20 protein-coding genes are annotated in these 19,988 nt (G+C 65.0%); all 20 read right to left on the bottom strand.

What is annotated here, in order from left to right:
- Positions 1-72: 72 nt before the first annotated feature.
- Positions 73-1,173, bottom strand: coding sequence for a 3,4-dihydroxy-2-butanone-4-phosphate synthase (locus BLU62_RS27180; RefSeq protein ID WP_159441586.1), 1,101 nt, complete (start codon positions 1,171-1,173; stop codon positions 73-75).
- A gap of 20 nt (positions 1,174-1,193) precedes the next feature.
- Positions 1,194-1,709, bottom strand: coding sequence for a flavin reductase family protein (locus tag BLU62_RS27175; RefSeq protein WP_074853471.1), 516 nt, complete (start codon positions 1,707-1,709; stop codon positions 1,194-1,196).
- A gap of 73 nt (positions 1,710-1,782) precedes the next feature.
- On the bottom strand, positions 1,783-2,904 hold the full coding sequence (locus tag BLU62_RS27170) for an acyl-CoA dehydrogenase family protein (RefSeq protein WP_244278417.1): 1,122 nt from the start codon (positions 2,902-2,904) through the stop codon (positions 1,783-1,785).
- 14 nt (positions 2,905-2,918) lie between these two features.
- Positions 2,919-3,743, bottom strand: coding sequence for an enoyl-CoA hydratase/isomerase family protein (locus BLU62_RS27165; protein ID WP_084811950.1), 825 nt, complete (start codon positions 3,741-3,743; stop codon positions 2,919-2,921).
- 122 nt (positions 3,744-3,865) lie between these two features.
- Positions 3,866-5,077 (bottom strand): helix-turn-helix domain-containing protein, encoded by a 1,212-nt coding sequence (locus BLU62_RS27160; RefSeq protein WP_244278446.1) that lies wholly within the window; start codon positions 5,075-5,077, stop codon positions 3,866-3,868.
- Between the two features lie 748 nt (positions 5,078-5,825).
- Positions 5,826-6,425 (bottom strand): TetR/AcrR family transcriptional regulator, encoded by a 600-nt coding sequence (locus BLU62_RS27155; RefSeq protein ID WP_074853469.1) that lies wholly within the window; start codon positions 6,423-6,425, stop codon positions 5,826-5,828.
- 204 nt (positions 6,426-6,629) lie between these two features.
- Positions 6,630-7,973 (bottom strand): MFS transporter, encoded by a 1,344-nt coding sequence (locus BLU62_RS27150; protein WP_074854275.1) that lies wholly within the window; start codon positions 7,971-7,973, stop codon positions 6,630-6,632.
- A gap of 201 nt (positions 7,974-8,174) precedes the next feature.
- Positions 8,175-9,341 (bottom strand): acyl-CoA dehydrogenase family protein, encoded by a 1,167-nt coding sequence (locus BLU62_RS27145; protein WP_074853467.1) that lies wholly within the window; start codon positions 9,339-9,341, stop codon positions 8,175-8,177.
- A gap of 67 nt (positions 9,342-9,408) precedes the next feature.
- Positions 9,409-10,140, bottom strand: coding sequence for an SDR family NAD(P)-dependent oxidoreductase (locus BLU62_RS27140; protein WP_074853465.1), 732 nt, complete (start codon positions 10,138-10,140; stop codon positions 9,409-9,411).
- Positions 10,137-10,895 carry an SDR family NAD(P)-dependent oxidoreductase gene (locus BLU62_RS27135; RefSeq protein ID WP_074853463.1) on the bottom strand — a complete coding sequence of 253 codons (759 nt, stop codon included), beginning with the start codon at positions 10,893-10,895 and terminating at the stop codon, positions 10,137-10,139. The genes BLU62_RS27140 and BLU62_RS27135 overlap by 4 nt, the downstream gene beginning before the upstream one ends.
- 78 nt (positions 10,896-10,973) lie before the next feature.
- Positions 10,974-11,396, bottom strand: coding sequence for a MaoC family dehydratase (locus BLU62_RS27130; RefSeq protein WP_074853461.1), 423 nt, complete (start codon positions 11,394-11,396; stop codon positions 10,974-10,976).
- A complete protein-coding gene (locus BLU62_RS27125) occupies positions 11,397-11,930 on the bottom strand; it encodes an FAS1-like dehydratase domain-containing protein (RefSeq protein ID WP_084811948.1) in 534 nt (177 codons plus the stop codon). It lies immediately after the preceding gene.
- On the bottom strand, positions 11,908-12,666 hold the full coding sequence (locus BLU62_RS27120) for an SDR family NAD(P)-dependent oxidoreductase (RefSeq protein WP_074853459.1): 759 nt from the start codon (positions 12,664-12,666) through the stop codon (positions 11,908-11,910). Before BLU62_RS27120 ends, BLU62_RS27125 begins: the two co-directional genes overlap by 23 nt.
- A complete protein-coding gene (locus BLU62_RS27115; RefSeq protein WP_074853457.1) occupies positions 12,666-13,784 on the bottom strand; it encodes an acyl-CoA dehydrogenase family protein in 1,119 nt (372 codons plus the stop codon). Before BLU62_RS27115 ends, BLU62_RS27120 begins: the two co-directional genes overlap by 1 nt.
- A complete protein-coding gene (locus tag BLU62_RS27110) occupies positions 13,781-14,956 on the bottom strand; it encodes an acyl-CoA dehydrogenase family protein (protein ID WP_074853455.1) in 1,176 nt (391 codons plus the stop codon). Before BLU62_RS27110 ends, BLU62_RS27115 begins: the two co-directional genes overlap by 4 nt.
- Positions 14,953-15,426 carry a Zn-ribbon domain-containing OB-fold protein gene (locus tag BLU62_RS27105; protein ID WP_074853453.1) on the bottom strand — a complete coding sequence of 158 codons (474 nt, stop codon included), beginning with the start codon at positions 15,424-15,426 and terminating at the stop codon, positions 14,953-14,955. The genes BLU62_RS27110 and BLU62_RS27105 overlap by 4 nt, the downstream gene beginning before the upstream one ends.
- Complete coding sequence (locus BLU62_RS27100; RefSeq protein ID WP_074853452.1) at positions 15,423-16,601, bottom strand: thiolase family protein; 1,179 nt, start codon at positions 16,599-16,601, stop codon at positions 15,423-15,425. Before BLU62_RS27100 ends, BLU62_RS27105 begins: the two co-directional genes overlap by 4 nt.
- Positions 16,601-17,731 (bottom strand): beta-ketoacyl-[acyl-carrier-protein] synthase family protein, encoded by a 1,131-nt coding sequence (locus BLU62_RS27095; RefSeq protein WP_074853450.1) that lies wholly within the window; start codon positions 17,729-17,731, stop codon positions 16,601-16,603. Before BLU62_RS27095 ends, BLU62_RS27100 begins: the two co-directional genes overlap by 1 nt.
- Positions 17,728-18,474: an SDR family oxidoreductase gene (locus BLU62_RS27090; protein ID WP_074853448.1), complete on the bottom strand. Its 747-nt coding sequence runs from the start codon at positions 18,472-18,474 to the stop codon at positions 17,728-17,730. Before BLU62_RS27090 ends, BLU62_RS27095 begins: the two co-directional genes overlap by 4 nt.
- Positions 18,474-19,652: a thiolase family protein gene (locus BLU62_RS27085; protein WP_074853445.1), complete on the bottom strand. Its 1,179-nt coding sequence runs from the start codon at positions 19,650-19,652 to the stop codon at positions 18,474-18,476. Before BLU62_RS27085 ends, BLU62_RS27090 begins: the two co-directional genes overlap by 1 nt.
- Positions 19,653-19,988: the final 336 nt, after the last annotated feature.

Genomic DNA, 19,988 nt, shown 5'->3' with positions numbered 1-19,988 from the left:
CAGGTTTCAGTTCGCTGAGTCCCCGCCTGACGAATCAGGCGGGGACTCTCCGCATGAAGATTCCTGCGCTGCTCAAGCACCTATGTCGAGGTGCTCTTCCCATCGGCCACTCGAACCATTCGGACTGGACAGTTCCGAGAACTCGACGGGGATGCCGCGCGATCGCAATGCACGCTCGATTTCGTTGTCTCGGTCCACAAGACGCACTGATGTCAGCCCGACGTCCTGCGCGATGGCCGCAACGATCGCCGGAGCGGCCGACGCGCTGCCGGTCGTGTCATCGATGGCTCGGCCATAGATGATGACACCGCAGCCCGCAGCCGCGATCGCCGATTCGGCAAGCGCCAGCCGCTCTTGCGCGTCACTCGGCGAGCTGGAATGACTGTCGGTCCCGTCACGGTGCACATGTACCAACACGCCCGGAGCCGATGCAACCGACCCGGTCACAACCGCGAGATACGTTGCCGACGAACCAGTCTGGCGGTAGTTCGCGATCAGATTCGAGGCCAGATGCGCACTCGTCGTCCGCTCGACTAGCGTTCCGGTGCTGAAGTACAGGTCACGGACGTCACTGATGGACACCGATCGAAGGCTATGGGCGGTGGCAAAGGCCTCCAGCTCAGCGCGGTGAGGGAGGTCCGACCCGCGAACCCCATCGCCTACGAGCGTCGCGAACAGCGCAGCTCTCCGGTGTCCGGCGGTCCCCACGAGATGTGCCACGGCTTCCGTGACGCTGTCCCGTTCGACGAATCCGCCACTGGCGCACCGTACCGGAACGACGTGGCCCGGTCGGGTGAAGTCCGTCGGTGTGCTGTCACCGTCGGCAAGCAGCCTCGCGGTCCGGGCACGATCATTGGCGGAGATGCCGGTCGTCACACCGTCGATGGCGTCGACGGTCACACAGGCAGAGAGTTCGGTCGGTACTGAATCATCGACTCCTTGCATCGGAGGCAGATCGAGACGGTCACACTCACCTCCCGGGAGTGCGACGCACAAGAACCCAGAGGTGTGGCGAACCATGAACGCGACGTTCTCTGCGCTTGCACGCTCTGCTGCGACGACCAGATACCCGTGTGTGCGCGCCGCGTCCCGGTCGTCGATGACCACTATGGAGTCGCCGGCTGCCAGTGCTTCGACGGCTCTGCGTACACGCAGTCGACGGTGAGGGGTCATCGGAGAATCGAAGTGGGGCTTCATGACTCGACCACCAACTCCATGTCATGCAACCGGCGGAAGCGACTACCGTGAAAGATGAGCGGCGCGAGTTCGGTCTGCATTTGCAGGCTGTGAATCCGTAACAGGACAACGGTGTGATCGCCCGCGGGTATCTCGGCGTGAACAGAGCAGTCGAACCATGCCGAGGACCCGAGAACAAAGAGGGCGCCGTCGTCAGTAGTCTGCCACGCGGTGTCGGCGAAGCGATCGCCGTTCTTCAACGAGAGACGTTTGCCTGCACCCGCTTGGCCTTCGGCGAGCACGCTGAGTCCCAGGCGGGCCTGCCGACGTAGGGTCGGCCAGGTCGTCGACGAGTTCTGCATGCAGACCGACAACAGCGGGGGTTCGAGCGACACCGAGGTGAACGAGCTCACCGCCATGCCGACGGGGCCGGTCTCGGCTACGGCGCACACAGCCGCGACACCGGTCGGAAAACAACCGAATGCGCGTCGCAGGAGGGTCGCTTTGTCCTCGTTCAGATCCACGTCAATCACGTCTTGCTCCGATCTCAGCTACGCGGTAGTCCGAGGACGCGTTCGCTGATGTAGTTCAGGATCGATTCGTTGTTCAGGGGGCGATCTGCAGCACCCGGACCATGGGCCAGATCGTGACGACATCACTCTCGTAGACAAAGGCCGATCCGCCATGGGTCTGGATCGCGCTGTCGACCGCGGACAGGGCCGCGCGGCTGCCGAGTAGTTTGGCCATGTTCGCCTGGTCTCCCGCGTCGATTCCGTTGTCGTACGACGCTGCTGCGGAGTACATCACCTGTCGCGCGGCTTCCATCTCGGCTCGGGCCAGCGCCAGCGGATGAGCAACTGCCTGGTGCGATCCGATGGGCGTCCCGAACGGTGCCCGCACCTTTGCGTAGTCAACTGCCTTGCCCAGCGCGTACTCTCCGAGCCCGAGCGCCCAAGCAGCCACGGTCACTCGCTCCTGGTTGAGACACGACAGGATGTGATCGAACCCCAGCCCGTCGGTACCGATCAATGCATCGGCGGGCACTTCTACGTCGTCGAAGAACACCTCGTACTGGTTCTCCGGTGCGTGCCACTCGATGTCGAGGCGGCGCAAGTCGATTCCCGGCAGCGACATGTCCACGATGAAGAGGCCGAATCCGCTCCGCCGGCTCAGAGGTTCCCCTGCCGGCGCGGTTCGCGCCAGCAGGAGGATGTGGTCTGATTCGTCCGCACCGGAGATGAACACTTTCTGACCTGTGATGCGATACGTGCCGTCGGGGCTCTTTCGGGCATACGTCCGTGCGGCGAAGGAGTTCGTGCCCGCTTCGGGCTCGGTCACCCCGAGGCAGATCTTGCGTTTACCGGTGATCGTCGCGATGACATGATCTCTGATCTGTTGTTCGGAACCGTGGCGCAGAATCGCCTCACGGGAGAACGTCGTGAGGCTGTACTGCAGGGGCGGAATCCCCTGACGTGCCAGAGCTTCCATGACCGCAGTGGTGCCGGTGAGACCTCCGCCGGCTCCACCGAGCTCTTCCGGGATGCCGATGGCCAGCAGGTCCGCGGCGACCAACGCGTCCCAGAGTTCTCGGGCGTGTCCGCCTTCGCGAGCGCGCTGCAGAAAAAGCGACCGGGGGAAGACGGCTGCTATACCGTCGACTGCTTCGAAGATCGAGGCGACGAGCTCCCGGCTGTCCGGGTTCACTGTGGGGGCGGTATCGACGGACATCGGCTGATCTCCTCTTATTGTCCTGTGAAACGGGGGGTGCGTTTTTCGATGAACGCGCGGGGTCCTTCGACCGCATCCGCGCTACGCAGAACCCGCTCGTTCAGTGATGCCTCCAGTGCGAAGCGCGACTCGTTGCCGAGAGCTCGCACCGCAATCTCTTTGGCGGTTCGGACTGCGACGGGGGCGTTTCGAGCGATACCGCCGGCGACTTCGACAGACCGCTCCAGCTCTGTGCCCGCCGGGACGACTTCGTTGACCAGACCTGCGCGAACTGCTTGCGCTGCGTCGATGTGGTCTCCGGTGAGGAGCAGTTGCATCGCGATCGCCCACGGTACCTGCTGCGGGAGGCGGACATGTGTTCCGCCGCCGGGAACGAGGCCCCAGCGCACCTCGGGCAGCCCGAATATCGCTCGATCTGACGCAATACGAATGTCGGTACCGAGCAGCATCTCCAAGCCCCCGGCAAGGCACAGGCCGTTCACGGCCGCGATGATGGGTGTGAAGACGTCGGAGAAGAATCTCTTTGCCGGATCCGGAACCAAGATCTCCAATTCGCCGGCGGTCAGCCGGGGAATGAGCTGTCCGAGGTCGCCTCCGGCGCTGAATGCGCGTCTACCGGCTCCCGTGAGGACTATGGCCCGGACCTGGCTGTCGGTGCGCGCGTCGTCGATCGCCTCGGCCAACTGCCGCAGCATCGGGACCGTGAGCGCGTTGTGAGCCGATGGGCGGTTCAATGTGACGGTGGCGATCGCTTCCGCGACGTCGTAGGTGATCTCGCCATCATCCGTGAGCGACGATTCATTCTGCGCTGTAGTCGATTTGGCAGTTCCGGTCGGCATTGGGTCACCACCTCCTTGTTCGACGAAAGTACCGCGAGAACAAGGTGCGTGGGTGTCCCATCGTGGCACAGTTGGAACGCTGCGCTCATCCCGGCGGGCCGGGCGTCGAGACGTCCGGAGGGTCAGAACGCGGAGGTGGTGAGGTCGATTCCCAGAGTGCGGATTTTTCGGTACAACGTCGATCGGGCGATCCCCAGGCTGTCTGCCGCTTTGTTCTTGTTGCCGCCGGCCTCGCGTAGCGCGGCCGTGATCGCGTTCGCCTCTACGTGTTCGAGACCTGCCAACCTGCGACGGGAGGCGCTGGCGATCACGTCCGCGGGCAGGTCGGCGGCGTTGACGTAGCCATTGGTGGTGCTTTGCAGGACCCGCAGCACGATCGTTTCGAGCGACGCTACATTGCCTCGCCACTCCAGGCGCGAGAGCGCTTGGACTGCATCGGGCATCCACCGAACGTGAGTCGTGCGTCCCAGTCGTGTCTCGATCGCGCGCGAGAGAGAATCCAACAACGCGGGCAGGTCTTCGATACGCTCTCGCAGCGGTGGTACCCGCAACACCGATGGGAACTCAGCGTACAGCGAGTCGACCTGACCGTGTTCGACCTGCCTGGTCGTCGTGGCGAGAACCCGAACCGGTCCGTCACGCCGCGACCGAAGGAGATTGGCCACTGCTGTTGCAGTGGGTTCGTCCAGTTCGTCGCATCTGCGGATGATCACTGTGGACGGCTCGCTGTGGCTCAGAAGGTCAGACAGTTGGCGGAGAAAAGCGTTGCAGCCGTCAACGTTTGCGTCAGCAGCGTCGATGACGGTGGCCGCCTCGCCCGCCAGCGCGTGTGCCACCGACATCTTTCCGGTGCCGCGCTCTCCGACGATGAGCGCGGGTACGGAACTGCCAACAAGTGCCGCTTGGCGGCACAGATCGCGCCAGCGCGCACCATCCCCGACCAGACCCGGCAGGGCAGGCGCCGAGCTGCTTGCGCGCTCCCGAGAACGCGACTCTACGACCGGTCGGATCCGTATCACGGCGCCCGCCGACTCCGCGGTGTCCACAACCTCACGACATTGGACGGAGACAACGGTGCCGTCGGTGAGAACCAGCTGCCGAGACTCATAGCTGCCGTCGTGAATGGCACGTGACGCGTGCTCCCACAGCAGCGCCTGGTCGACCGAGGAGATCAAGCGGGCGGCGGTCGCATTTGTGATGATCGTCTGGTCGTTGAGGGCTACCAACGGATGCCGGGCGTCGCGGTTCTCTGTCAGGTAGGCGTTGAGTAGCGTCCGCTCGCGACGAGTGGCGGTCTCCTGGAAAGCGTGCTGGATGTCGGAGACCAGCTCCATCACCCAGGACAGCAGTACCGGGCTGGTGTCGCGGTACCGGCTGGTCAGGTTCAGTGATCCGACGATTCGACGGGTGACCGGATGGATGATGGGGACACCGGCAGAGGTGACCTCGGAGTACTCCTCGTAGAAGTGCTCGAGGCCTCGGACCATGGTCGGCTTCTCCGTGAGCAGACAGATCCCACTCGAGGTCCCGATCGCTGTCTCATCGACGGCCACCGAGGGCACGATGCCGTGGTGCTCGAACCATCGTCCCAGTGCAGGATCTCGCACCCATTGGCGGAGAACCAGCCCCTCGGCGTCGGTCAGGGACAGCCCGCACATCGACTGTTCGAGAACGGCCTCGCGTGAGGTGATGACCGCGTCGGCAACCTTGACCAGAGGACTCTGAACATCGACCTTGCCTGACCGCGCCTCGTGTTGAGGGTGTGCATCGAGACCGTAGCGGAGAGATCTGCGCCAGGAGTCGAGCAGCGCAACGTCGAGCCCTGCCGCTCGGATGTCGAGTGGGTCCGCGGATCCGGTCGAGAAGAACTTGTCTCGGACACGCCGTAGGGACGAGGTGTCGTCGTGGGGACGTGAGCGAACAGTGGGCGCTGGACGGAGATGGGACTGGTCATCCCGTCGCGACGTCATAGCCGTACTCACAGCTCAAACCTCCCTATCAGCAGCACTTCGGGCGAAGGGCGTGGCCAGGGCATCTGCCACGCCAAGGTGCTGCCCAGAGTGACCCACTACTGACAATCTGTCAAGAAGGTGTGTGTCGCTGCGTCGGAAGCGACAGGAGGCTGCTGCTCAGGAGGGCGTGAACGTCGTTGCGGGTGAGCGTTCCCCTACGTAGCCATTCATCTGTCGCTGTGCTCAGCAGGGCTTGGAATGCGCGGACTTGCGCGCGGTTGACCTCGGTGCTGGGGGCCTGCAGGACTTCAAGGAGACGTTCCTCCCACACCCTCATGCCGGTGCGCAGGACTGCCTCGACTTCGGGGTCGCGGCGCATAGAGCTCGCCCCGATCATGCTCAGGTAGGTCTCTTTGTTGTGTTCGACCAGATCAAGCCACCGATCGAAGGTCTGAGCGACCGCTGCCGGCACGTCGATCGTGTTGGTCGCGACAGCTGGGGGCGCCGGCAGACGGGCGAACCGGCGAACGACCTCGAGGTACAGCGCTCGTTTCGTTCCGAAGTGATGGTGGAGGTTGGTCCGCGTGGTCCCTGCAGCGTTGGCGAGCTCGGCAGTCGACACGTCCTCGTATGCGCGTTCGGCGAAGAGGCGCTGCGCTACCTCCAGGATCTGCTCACGGCGGTCCCCGGAGGTGAGCCGGGTGCGACCTGTCGAACTGGTGGTGGTCATGTGGTGACAGTAGTACGTCTGTCAGCGACCCGGGCTCCGCTGCTGCGGGGTTGGGCGCACCGGTGATGAGGAGATTCCCATGCGCGCCGGCCCCTGCGCGTGAATCGTGATGAGACGCCCAGCTCGACTCGAATCTCAAAGCGCGAGGGGGCACCCGCTGGGTGCGCCCCTCGACGAGAGTGGACCGAGCGTGGTCCTGTTGGATCAGTGGGTATCTGTCAGTGTCACACTCTTGGACGACGTTGACACCGACGCGATCGCCCAGATGCTGAGTAGTCCTGCGACGGTGATGAACGCCCCCACCGACAGAAGCGACCCGGTCGCCTCGAGGAGACTGGTTGCGATGAGCGGTGAGAAGCCGCCGCCCAGAACTGCTCCCAACTGATATCCGATCGATGCGCCGGAATAGCGCACCTCCGCGCTGAACATCTCGTAGTAGAACGCGGCCATCGGGCCGTAGAGTGCACCGAGCGTGATGCCGGGTACGACAACGGCGACCACCAGGAGCCAGACGCTGCCCGTGCCCAACAACAGGACGAAGGGGAATGCCGTCAGCGTGGTCGCGACCGCAGACCAGATCAGCACCGGCTTTCGTCCCGCGCTGTCCGAGATGGCCGCGAAGATCGGGATCGACACCACGGTGGCAACACTCGACAGCAGCACCGCGACAAGGGCTGTGGTGCGGCTGATGTCGTGAGAGGTTGCGTACGAGATGGTGAAGACGATGAGAACGTAGTAGTACACCTGGACGATGAGAATCATCCCGCCGGCCTGCAAGATCTCCTTCGGGTGCGTCCGCAGTGCTTCAATGATCGGCGACCGGCGCGCGACCTGCCCCTGCCCCTCGCCTTGTTCGGCGGCACGCCGCGCCTGCAGTTCGCGGAACTCCGCGGTGTCCTCGATCTTGAGCTGCATGTAGATCCCGGCCGCGACGACGACCACCGACAGGAGAAACGGTATGCGCCAAGCCCATTCGACGAGCGCATCCGGGCTGACCGCAGCGACGACCACGAGGAAGACGACGTTGGACAGAATGACTGCAAGCGACGGCCCGATGTGGGAGAAGCTGCCGTAGTATCCGCGCCTCTCCGCAGGCGCGTTCTCGGTGACCAGGAGCATTGCTCCGCCGTACTGCCCGCCGACCGCCAAGCCCTGCGCGGCGCGCAGAACCACCAGCAGGATCGGTGCGAGAATGCCGACCGTCGAGTAGGTGGGCAGCACGCCGATCAAGAAGGTGGAGATCCCCATGATCATCATGGCGATGACCAGTAGCTTCTTCCGCCCGAGGGTATCTCCGAAATGGCCGAAGATGATTCCCCCCAGCGGGCGGAACAAGAACCCGACGCCGAACGTGGCGAACGCCGCCAAGGTGCCCAGAGCGGGATTGACCGAGGGAAAGAACACCTTGTTGAAGACCAGCGCCGCGGCCGTGCCATAGATGTAGAAGTCGTACCATTCGAGCGTACTCGCGCCGAGCGCTGCGACGATGACAGCTCGCAAGCTTCTCGGTTGTCGGGAATCCGCCACGTTCTCGCGGGTCGGGGTCATGATCACTCCTCCGTAGCCGGCTGCCCACCACAGCCTGTGGCGCGCGACCTGTTTCCTTTACCCGAGCAATTTATGTGTCCTGCAGCACTTTTGGTTGTCCCATAATGCGCCGCAGTAGTATCGGCCCGACTGCCCAGTCGCGTCAGAGGAGGCCCGCACGGAATCACGCTGCCATGCGGGCCGGAGGTCGATACGTTCGCGTCAGTACGAACGCGGCAGGCCGTAGCTTTCGGCGAGGTTGTTTCGCACCATCTCGTTGCTGATGGGCGCGATCCGGAACTGACGCAGGTCCCGCCAGAACCGCTGCGCGTGTGTCTCCGACGAGATGCCCATCCCGCCGAGGACCTGGATGCCGCGATCCGCGGAGGCGACGGCGAGTTCGGAGGTCACGACCTTGACGATGTTCGCCTCCTTGTGACAGTTCACTCCAGAGGCCTCCCTCCATGCGGCATCGAATGTGAGCAGTTCACACTGCTTCTGGGCCAGCGCAGTGTCGGCGATGTAGTGCTGGATGATCTGGTGTCCGCCGATCACCTTCCCGAAAGCGGTGCGGGTCGATGCATATTCGACCGACTCCTCGAGGATGCCGTCCAGCATGCCCAGCGCCAGTGCACCACTCATCACCCGCTCATTGTTCAGGGAGGCGACGAGGACCTTGAAGCCCTGGTTCTCGACGCCCAGCAGTTGCGAGTCGGGGACGAACACGTCGTCGAGGAAGACCTCGCACGATCCCATGGCACGCATGCCCATCTTCGGGATGTACCGCATCTCGATTCCAGGCGAGTCGGTGGGCACGAGAAGGAGCGTTGTCGGGGGACGTTTCCCGGGCCCTTCGGGGTCGCCGCTGCGCGCCAGCAACAGCAAGTACGTGGCCTGCTTCGCCCCGGTGGACCACATCTTCTGTCCCGAGACCTTCCACCCACCGGGCACCTTGGTCGCCCGTGTGCGCATCGCACCGAGCAGATCGGTGCCCCCGCCCGGTTCGGTGACTGCGATCGAGAATCGGATGCGACCGGCGGCCAGTTCGGGGAGAAGTTCTGTCTTCTGTTCCTCGGTACCGCCGTGACTCAGCGCTTTCGCGCCGGCGAACGACGGGATTCCCCACACCCAGGACAGGCCACCGAGGCTTCGCGCCAACTCGCGGGCCAGGACAGCGGTGTCGACGGCGTCGCCGCCCTGCCCACCATAGGTCTCGTCGATACCCATGGCATGAAAACCCGCTTCGGCCATTGCATCCCAGAGTTCGAATGGATACTGATATTCCTGCTTCTCCAGCTCGAGCGCGCGCTCGGGAGGGAAGTTCTTGTCCACCCAGTTGCGCACGTAGTCACGGAAATCGCGCCGAGAATCGTCCAAATCCAGCAGCATGCTCGACCTTTCGGTTGTAGGAATCGCTGTAGGCGCCCTGGTCCGGGACACCTACAGGTGGGCTCGATCAGACTCGCCAGACAAGCGGTCCCGGCCGCGAGATGGGAATGTTGGGAATGACCGCACTGCGACCCAGCCGTGTCAGTCCCACTGCGATTTCGGCGATCTCTCCTGGATCGATCATCGTGTTCGCCGGCACGTCACCGGTCAGCGGTGCGGTCATGTCGGTCGCCACATAGCCAGGGCACAGGGCCGTCGCGCTGACCCCGCCGAGTGATTCCTCGGTGTTGAGCGTCTCGCACAGCGAGGTCAGAGCAGCCTTGCTCGCGCCGTAGGCGGAGTTCAACGGTTCCGAGGCTGTGCCTGTCAACGACGACACGGCGATGACGCGAGCCGAGTCGGTGGCGCCCGCGGTCGCCCTGAGAGTAGGCAACAGTTGCTGGATGAGCAGGTAGGCCGATCGAACGTTGACGGCGATCAGTTTGTCGAATCGCCGGACTGGAAACTCCTCGATCGAGCCTATGGACCCCATGCCGGCGTTGAGGACCAGTGCGTCGAGACGACCGAAGCGTTCTCGGTGCGCGGCGGCCAGCGAAGTGACGTCCTCTTCGGATGCCATGTCCGCCACCACCTCGCAGATCTCCCCGTGCGATCCTGCCCGCAGCGTATCGGCAGCCTCGGAGAGAGTGGTCTCGGTTCGTGCGCTGATGGTGAGGTTCCATCCGTCGGCTGCCAGTCGGCGGGCGATCTCGAGACCGATTCCCCGTGATGCGCCGGTCACCAGTGCCGTGCGCGTCATCGCGGTGCCATCCGCAGGGCGCCGTCGAGTCGGATGGTCTCGCCGTTGAGCATGGGGTTGTCCACGATATGGGCGACGAGGTCGGCGTACTCGGTCGGCTGACCCAGCCGGGAGGGATGCGGGATCTGCTCCTCCAGCGATGCACGGGCGTCGTCGGTCAGTCCCTGCAGGATCGGAGTGGCGAACATTCCCGGAGCAATGGTCACGACGCGGATCAACGAGTCGGCCAGATCCCTCGCCACCGGCAGCGTCATGCCTGCGATCGCGGCCTTGGATGCGGAGTAGGAGGCTTGGCCGACCTGGCCGTCGAAAGCGGCCACCGACGCCGTGTTGACGACGACGCCGCGCTCCCCGTCGACGGGTTCGGTTGCTGCCATCGCCTCGGCGGCGAGTCGGATCACGTTGAAGGTGCCGAGCAGGTTGATCGAGATGACGCGCTCGAAGCGGTCGAGCGCAAGGGGCCCACGACGGCCGAGTGTCTTCGCGGGATCTCCGATACCCGCACAGTTGACGGCGATGCGCAGTGGAGCCAGCGCCGTCGCGGTCTCGATGGCTGCCAAGATCTGTTCACTGTCACGCACATCGGCGGGCACGAAGGTGATGGCTTCCGATCGGTTGGCCACCTCCGCGCCGGGCGAGGAGGGCAGGTCGACGATGACGACCTGCGCTCCAGCTGCGCTGAGCTTTTCGGCGGTGGCGAGCCCCAGTCCCGAAGCTCCGCCTGTCACCAGGGCGGAGGTTCCGCTGATCTTCACTGTGATTCTCCTTGATGGGTGGCCGGATCGTCACCTGATCGACGTTCCGGCGTCGTGCTCGATGGGGGCGATGCTGAGTCAGATTGCGACGGTTGCTGTTCCGGCGACGACGGGCGAGGCGTCGGCGCTGACTTGCCGGACCCAGACGTCGCAGTCGACGAGGGTCTGACCGTCGAGGTGACGCACGTCGGTCACTCTGCCGCCGGCCTCGACTGCGTCGCCGGCAAAGACGTTCGCGGTGAATCGGGTGGCGAGGGATCGGATCGAGGCCCGCGACCCGGTCCACGCGGTCAGCATGTTGATGATGTAGGCCATCGTGACACCTCCCTGGTTGACGAACTTGTCACCCAGTCCTGCTTCGCGCACCGCATCGAGGTCGAAATGGATGGGATTGGGGTCTTGGAAGATCAGGGCCATGATCCGGATCTTGTCTGCGTTCACCGAATCCACCTGGAAGGTGGGGATATCGTCGCCGACGCGGGGCGCAGTGCTGAGTGCCATCTACTTTCCTCGCTTGAAAATGAAGCCGTTGACGACCTCGCCGACGGGTCCCGCGGACGAGCCGTCCCGGTCGTGGAACGCCGTCCGGACAGTCACGAAGTCCAGGTGACCACCGTGCCTGGTCTCTTTACGACTGACAGGTTCGATAGTTGCGGTGACCTCGATGGTCGCCCCGACGCGCAGTGGCCGGTGCTGGACCACCTCGCAGTTGCCGAACAGCAACACATCCTGGGGGCGCTGGGCGGCCAGGGCGCAGAGTTCGTCGACGGTGATGCCCATGCCCCGCAACGACAGAACGAGCCCCCACAGCGGGTGAGCGTCACCCGAGTCGTCGGTACCGGCTTCCAGCGCGTAATCGGCCAGCACACTCTGGTAGGGCTCGATGGTGATGGTGGAGCCGGGGAGTTCGCGGCCGTCGAGTGACTGCTTGAGTTTCGCGATGTCGGGCAGTTCGACAGGTGTCGACGACGCGGCTGACCGATTCAGCTCGGCAACGGCCGCCCGCGCGTCGTCAGTAGATGGTGTAACCGCCATCGACGATCACCTCGTTTCCGGTGTGGAAGGTCAGGGTGGGATCGGCCAGGAATGCCGCGATGTCGTGAAATTCTTCGGGTTCGGCCCATCGCCGGACCGGTGTGCGCCCGCTGGTCGCGCGAACGAACCTTTCGTCTGCCTGCAGGTGTTCGTTCATCGCCGTCTTGGTCCATCCCGGGATGAGGATGTTGCAACGCACCTGGTGTCGTGCGAGTTCGACCGCAAGTGTCCGGCCGAGGCCGAGCACGCCGGTCTTGCTCGCACCGTAGGCGGCCATGCCGGCCCCGCCGTAGCGGCTGATGGTCGAGGAGACAACGATCATGGAGCCACCGCCGCCTTGCGCGATGAACCGCCGCGCCGCCTCCCGGGTACACAGGAACGCCCCGTCGAGATTGGTGGAAAGGACGTGCCGCCATGTGTCGAAGGACATCTCAGCGATCGGTGTCTCCACCGATATGCCGGAGTTGGCCACGAAGCAGCCCAACGGTCCGAGCGTGGACACTGTTTCATCCATGGCGGCGATGACGGCGTTTTCGTCGGTCACGTCGCAGCTGACGGCGAATCCCTTGACGCCGAGGGCCTCGACCTCTGCGACCGTCTGCGCGTTGCGCTCGGGATTGCGTGCCCAGATGGCCACGTTCGCGCCGGCTTTGGCCATTCCGACCGCGAGCGCGCGCCCGATGCCGTTGTTGCCGCCGGTGACGACGGCGGTGGTCCCGCTGAGGTCGGTGCCCATCAGTGCACCTCCGGCGCCGGGATGTCGATGAGCGTGGCCAGAGCCGCGCGGTGTGCGGACGCTGTGCCAAGCCCGAAGGCATCGGCCTTGGCGCGCTTGAGGTAGAGGTGAGCGGGATGTTCCCAGGTGAAGCCGATGCCACCGTGCAGCTGGATGCACTCCTCAGCGGCCTGCTGCGCGACTTCAGAGCAGGTGTCCTGCGCCAGTGCGACGGCGATCGGCAGATCCTCGGACCCGGTCGCGGCACATTCGGCGGCGTATCGCGCGATTGCCCGCGCCTGGGTGATGAGCACCCACAGGTCGGCCAGCCGGTGCTTGAGTGCCTGGTAGGACCCGAGGAGACGGGCGAACTGGCGACGGGTCGCCAGGTACTCGACGGTGAGATCCAGACACCTCTCCGCAAGGCCGAGCTGCTCTGAGGCCAGCAGCATCGCCCCGACCTGCAGTGCCGTGGACACGGCCGCGTCGAGATCCGCGCCCGCGTCGGCGAGGCGTCGTCCCTGGGAGCCGTCGAACCAGATGTCCGACACGGGACGGGTCATGTCCAGCGACACCGACTCGGTGACCGTCGCGGCGTCCGCGGACACGAGGTAGAGGCCGGCGGTTGTCGGGACGAGCAGAATGTCGGCCGAGCCGGCATCGACGACGCCGGGAACCCCGCCACGCAACCGATCATCGGTCACCTCGACCGACGTCTGGATGGCGTCGAACGGCGATGTCGCGAACGGCAGGGTCACGACCGCCGTCGACTCGCCCGAGGCGATCTGTTCGAGAACGTCGGTGAGGCCGAGCTCGAGCAGCAGTGCGGTGGCGATGCCGGCCGAGCCGAGGAACGGTACCGGGGCGACCGCCCGGCCGAGTTCCTCGGCGACCACCGCGGCTTCACGCCAACTCCCGCCGGCGCCGCCCTGTTCTTCGGGGATCGGCATCGCTGCGCATCCCAGTTCACCGGCGAGGGTGGACCACAGCCGGGTGTCGACGAGCTCGGCAGATTCGGTGCGCGCGAGAACCTCGGTCCATCCGCACCGCTTGTCCAGAAGCGATCGCACGCTCTGGCGCAGATCGTCTTCGATCTCGGTATAGAGGAGGTTGCCGGTGTCCGGGGTCGTGACCGTCATCGGGGAAGGTCCTTCCAGGGAGTGTCTTTGTCGGCGCGTGTTTCGGGTGGGAGCTGCAGCACGCGTTCGGCGATGATGTTGCGCATGATCTCCGACGTGCCGCCTTCGATCGAGTTGCCCTTGGCCCGCAGGTAGCGCCATCCGGCCGGACTCTCGGAGTGTTCGACGATGACCGGTCGGCGCGCCGAGTAGTCGCCGTACCGAAGCGCCTCGGCACCGAGAAGCTCCAGCTCGAGTGACGTGATCTGCTGATTGAGGCGCGCGTAGGTGATCTTGGACCCCGACGCCTCGGGACCCGGTTGACCGGCGGCCTGCTTTTGGCCGAGCCGTTCAGCAGTCAGGCGAGCGACCTCCGCCTGGACCCAGAATCGCAAGACCTCGTCATGCAGTGCAGTAGTGCGCAGGTCAGCCCGCGTGCGCCAGACCTTGACCAGTTCCCCGATGGCTCCACTCTCCCGCGGCACGGTGCCCGCGGCGATGGCGACGCGTTCGTTCATCAAGGTGTTCTGGGTGACCGCCCAGCCCTGGCCGACATCGCCGAGTCGATGCTCGTCGGGGATCTCGACCCCGTCGAGGAAGACTTCGTTGAATTCGCTCTCGCCGGTGATCTGGCGCAACGGACGAACGTCGACGCCTGCTGCGCTCATGTCGCAGACGAAGAAGGTCAGACCCTTGTGTTTGGGTACCGAGGTGTCGGTTCGGGTGACCAGAATGGCCCAGCTGGCGTCGTGGGCCAGCGAGGTCCACACCTTCTGGCCGTTGATGACCCAACGGTCGTCTTTACGGGCGGCGCTGGTGCCGACGTTGGCGAGGTCCGAGCCGGCACCGGGCTCGGAGAACAGCTGGCACCAGATTTCCTCGCCGGTCCACAGTGGCCGTAACCAGCGTTCTTTCTGCGCGTCGGTTCCGAATCGGAGGATCGTGGGTGCCGCCATTCCGAGACCGATGATGTTGCGGTGAGGTTCGTTGGTCGGCGCTCCGGCTTGTGCCAGCAGGCGATCGACCGTCACCTGGAGTTCTCGGTCCAATCCGCGGCCGCCGAGGCCCTCCGGATAATGCACCCATGCCAGGCCGGCATCGAATTGGGCTCGCAGGAAGTCGAGCCGGTCAGTGGTGGCCGGGTCGTGTGTCTCGAGGAAGTCGGCGACCGCGTCGGCGATGTTCGTGCTCATGGGATCTGCTCGAAGTGCGCGATGTCGAGGATCTGTCCGGTCCGCTCGTCGGCCCAGACCGCCCGCACCCGGGTGCCAGGTGTGAGCTGTTCGCTCACGCCGGCGGGATCGGTGAGGTCGAGCCCGCTCACATAGTGCATGAGCAGCGTGCTGGCGCCGTCGAGGCGGATTCCGGCAATGGCATACGGCGGTGTGGGTCCGCCCCGGAAGCTCTGCCACGCCACCGTGAAGACCTCGACCTCACCCTCGAGCGGGAGCTCCCGCCATTCGTCGGTGGCCACGAAGCATGCTTCGCAATAGGCCTGCGGGGGGACGAAGACCCGGTCGCACTCCGGGCAGGTGTTGGCGAGGATCTTCTTCTCGGTCAGCCCCTGCATGAAGCGGCCCCAGGTCCGACCGAGGTGCACGTCGTAGTCGAGATCCCAGTGGACCCGCTGAGTTGTGATGTCGGAGGAGATGTCGGTGGTCATGAGCGCTCGTGCCTTTCCAGGACTGCCAGGTTCTCGAATTGGAAGAAGGTGCCCCCGGTTCCGTGCGCCAGGCCCCGACGGGCGCCGGGTACCTGTATGTCGGACGGGGCGTCGCCCATGAGTTGGAGTGCGACGTAGACATAGGGTGCGAGTTCGCCGGCCACACCGGCGTTGGTGCACAGCGGGCCGCCGGACAGGTTGACCGGGATCTTCCCGTCGATGCGGGTGGCCCCCGAGCGGATCAGGTCGATACCGCCGCCCGGCGGGGCGAATCCGAGTGCCTCGAGTTGCATCGGTTGCATCGGCGCGTATGGCGAGAAGACCTCGACCACATCGAATTCCGAGACCGGGTCGTAGACATCGGCCAGACGGTACACCTTGCGTGCCAGGATCGAGAGATTCTCCATCGCGGCGAAATCACTCTTACCGCCACCGAGGTAGGGGTCGCTACTGGTGGCCATCGCGCCGATGAGGACCGGGGTCGGGCGGACCTCGGCCGCCGCGGCTTCCGAACAGATGAGCAGTGCGTTGGCCGACGTGGACACCGGACACACCATGGCCATGGTCATGGGACTCGACAGCGGACGGGAGTTGACCACGTCCTCGACGGTCAGCGTGTTCCGCAGGTGCGCATACGGATTGCGTGATGCGTGGTCGTGGTCCTGCACCGCGCTGGCCGCGAAGTCCTCCACCGTCGCACCGAATCTGCGCTGATAGGCGCTCGGATAGAACGCGCCCATGTGGTACGCACCCATTCCCAGGGGCTGCTCGACGATCATCGGCGAGTTGGTGTTGATCGCCGACTGCAAGTCCACCGCGCCGTAGAACGTCGGCCCGCCGATGCACAACACCCGCTGCCGGTCACCGGATCGGACCTGTCGCGCGGCGACCTGCATCAGGTTGCCGCCGGTCGTTCCACCGGTGTTGACAACCGAGACCGGGAGGTCCGCGCCCAAGCCGAGTTGCCGGACGATGTGCTTGGCGCCGAGGACGGTTCCCTCGAAGCCATCGATGTCGCCGATGACGAGGCCATCGAGTGCCGCCGGGGTGATCCCGGCGTGCTCGATGGCCGCCCACACGGCCTGCTGGATCAATTCCACTGCCGACGAGGTCTGCTTGCGGGGTGAGGTCGCCTCGGTGATACCGACACCGCCGATGAATGCTCGTGTGGACATCAGACTCCCTCCACCACCAACACCGTTGCGGTGTCGGCGATCGTTCCGGTCAGCGGATCACTCGACTGCGCTACACCATGACCGGCGCCGCTGTGCTCCAGCGCATGTACGACCTCGAGCAACCTCAGCGCACCGTTGGCCACGCCCGGGTACGAACTGCGAACACCGCCGGAGGGATTCACCACGGCTCCGGGACCGTCAAGACCGAGCGCATCGAGCACGGGAGCGTGCAACGCCGGTGTCGGAGCGGTCAGCTCGACCACCTCGATGTGATCGCTCGGAGTTGTCACGCCGGCACGGGTATACGCCTCGGCGGCAGCACGACGAGTGGGCGCGGCCGGATCGGTCAGCCATGTTCCCGACGGGGTGGTATCGGCGCAGCCCTGGCCCCAACCGGTCAGTACCGCTCGTGTCGTGCGGGCGCGCCGCGCACGTGGGAGAGACCCGAGCACGACGGCGATGGCGCCCGTGGCATCGGCGGGAAGCATCAGTTCGGTCAGCGGCCCGTTGACCAAGTCCGAACCCAGGACCTCCGACGCGGAGACGGCCTGAGTCCTGGTCGTGCGAGATGATGTCGCACCCCGCGAGATCTCGTCCGCGGCGAGCGCGGCGAGATGGTCCCGATCGACCAGCCCCGCCTCCAGGACGTAACTGGCGTGCAATCCCCACACGGTTTCCGCGGACAGAGCGACCGGACGGTCGAAGTGCGGCTCGAACCCGTAGTTCGAGATCTGCTGGACGAATGCTCGCCGGTCCGGCGCGGACACCTCTGGGTTGTAGACCCCGACGGCGACCACGACGTCGGCATCGTTGGCCGCGATCGTCTGCGCTGCGGCGACGATCGCCTGGCCGGCATCGCCCTCCAGTCGATAGGACTGGCCGAGATAGCCGCCGGAGGCGGCGTTGGTCAGGCCGCTGGAGATGCTGCGCCCATCGTAGATGTCGAGGGATGCGGTGATCGACAAGTCGACTTCTTGTTTGCGGATGCCCGCCTCGCGCAACGCTTTCGATACCGCCTCGAAGACCAGCTCGTCGAGCACCGCGTCGGACTCGACGACCAGCGGCGTCGCCGCGATCCCGAGGATGGGGATCGGGTCTGCGGCAGCGGCCGACGGATTCAGCCTGCTCACATCGACACCCCGCCATCGACCGGGAGAACGATTCCGGTGACATACGCCGCCTGCTGCGAGGCCAGGAACCCGACTGCGGGCGCCATCTCGGAAGCCTCGGCGAATCGGCCGGCCGGCACCGAAGCCGTCATCTCGGCGAGCTTGTCCGGCGGCACCGCGGCGACCATGGCGGTGGAGGCATTGGGCGAGATCGCATTGCAGGTGATCCCGAACCTGGCCACCTCTTTGGCCACCGACTTGGTGAAGGCGATGATTCCGCCCTTGGCTGCTGCATAATTCGACTGGCCGACATTGCCGTGCATACCGGTGTAGGACGTGACGTTGATGATCCGCCCCGCGCCGGCGGCACGCATGTGCGGCACCACCGAACGGGTGACCGTGAATGTTCCGGTGGCGTGCACCGCAAGCACCGAATCCCATTGCTCGTCAGTGAGTTTCCAGACAACCGCGTCGCGAGCGATCCCGGCGTTGTTCACCGCGGTGTCGATTCCGCCGGCCCACGCGACGACCTCGTCGACGGCCGTTCGGACCGCATTCCCGTCGCTGACGTCGACTGCGGACAGGTGTACGTGCTCGACGCCACCCCAGGCCTCGTCGAGCCGGGTCTTGTCGTGGTCGAACACCGCGACCCGCGCCCCGGCGAACAAGAAGTAGGAAGCGATCTCGTAGCCGATCCCCTGCGCCCCTCCGGTGACCAGGACCGTGGAACCACTGAAATCCGGTGTGATGGTTCCGATGCTCATCAGATTCTCTCGATGATCGTCGCGTTGGCCATTCCGCCGCCCTCGCACATCGTCTGCAGCCCATACCGGCCGCCGGTGTCCTCGAGGTGATTGACCAGAGTCGCCAGAAGGCGCACGCCCGACGCCCCCAGTGCGTGTCCGAGTGCGATGGCCCCGCCGCGCGGGTTGAGCTTCTCGGGATCGGCCTTCAAATCCTGCTGCCACGCCAGCGGTACCGGCGCGAATGCCTCGTTGACCTCGTAGGCGTCGATGTCGTCGATGCTCAAGCCCGAGCGAGCGAGCACCTTCTCCGTCGCGGGGATGACACCGGTCAGCATCAACAGCGGGTCGCTGCCGGTGACCGCGAAGTCGGCGAACCGGGCACGCGGGGTGAGTCCCAGCTCGGAAGCCTTCTTCTCACTCATGATCAGCACAGCCGAGGCAGCGTCGGTCAGCGGCGAGGAATTGCCCGGGGTGATACTCCAGTTGATCTCCGGGAACCGCTGCTGCAGAGCCTCATCAGCGAAGGAGGGCTTCAGCCCACCGAGTCCCTCGACGGTCGTGGATGCACGCAACGTCTGGTCGGTGTCATGCACCTGACCGTCGACGGTGATCGGCACGATCTCCCGTTTGAAACCACCGACCTCGGCCACCTGGGCTGCGCGCTGATGCGACCGGGCGGCGTACTGGTCGAGCGTCTCGCGGTCGAGTTTCCATCGGGCTGCGATCAACTCGGCGGAAACGCCCTGTCCGATCAACCCCTCCGGGTACCGCGCCGACAGCGGACCGCGATTGGGATCCTGGTCGACCGAGCTGTATCCCATCGGTACGCGACTCATCGACTCGACGCCACAGGCTACGACGATGTCGTAGGCACCCGCGATGACGCCCTGGGCGGCGAAGTGGACGGCCTGCTGGCTCGATCCACACTGCCGGTCGACGGTGGTGCCGGGGACCGACTCGGGGATACCCGCTGCGAGGATCGCGTTCCGCGCGATGTTGAGAGTCTGCTCGCCCGCCTGCGACACACACCCGGCGATAACATCGTCGATCGTCGCCGGATCGATGTCATTGCGCCCGAGAAGTGCGCGCAGCGTTTCAGCCAGCAGATTCACGGGATGAACGCCCGACAACGCGCCGCCGGGCTTGCCCTTACCCGACCCTGTTCTGACAATATCGACGATCACTGCTGACCCCATGTGGCCACATCTCCATTCACGATCGGACCCTGAAGCTTCTGCCTCACTATGCGAATCACGCTATGAACAGTCGGCAGGTCCTGGGTGTCGCAATGCGCAACAGCTCTGTGTTCCAGGTCACCGCGCGCGAAACCGTGCCTGATCGCAGAAGGCGCATTGAGACCTGGGTACTCGCAGCTAGCTAACCCTCAAGCCTTCTGGAACACGCTAGCCATACGCTTGGGCAGCCGAACGAAGACTCTCGCAGGTGACGTCGCTGAAACGACTGCCATTCTCAACCATCTGGCGGCCAACACTCCGAATACCGAGTTCGCCATCCAGATAGTCCAGCCGGGT

It is taken from the genome of Gordonia westfalica, assembly GCF_900105725.1.
Classification (GTDB): domain Bacteria; phylum Actinomycetota; class Actinomycetes; order Mycobacteriales; family Mycobacteriaceae; genus Gordonia; species Gordonia westfalica.
This window is presented reverse-complemented; position numbering and strand designations above follow the sequence as displayed.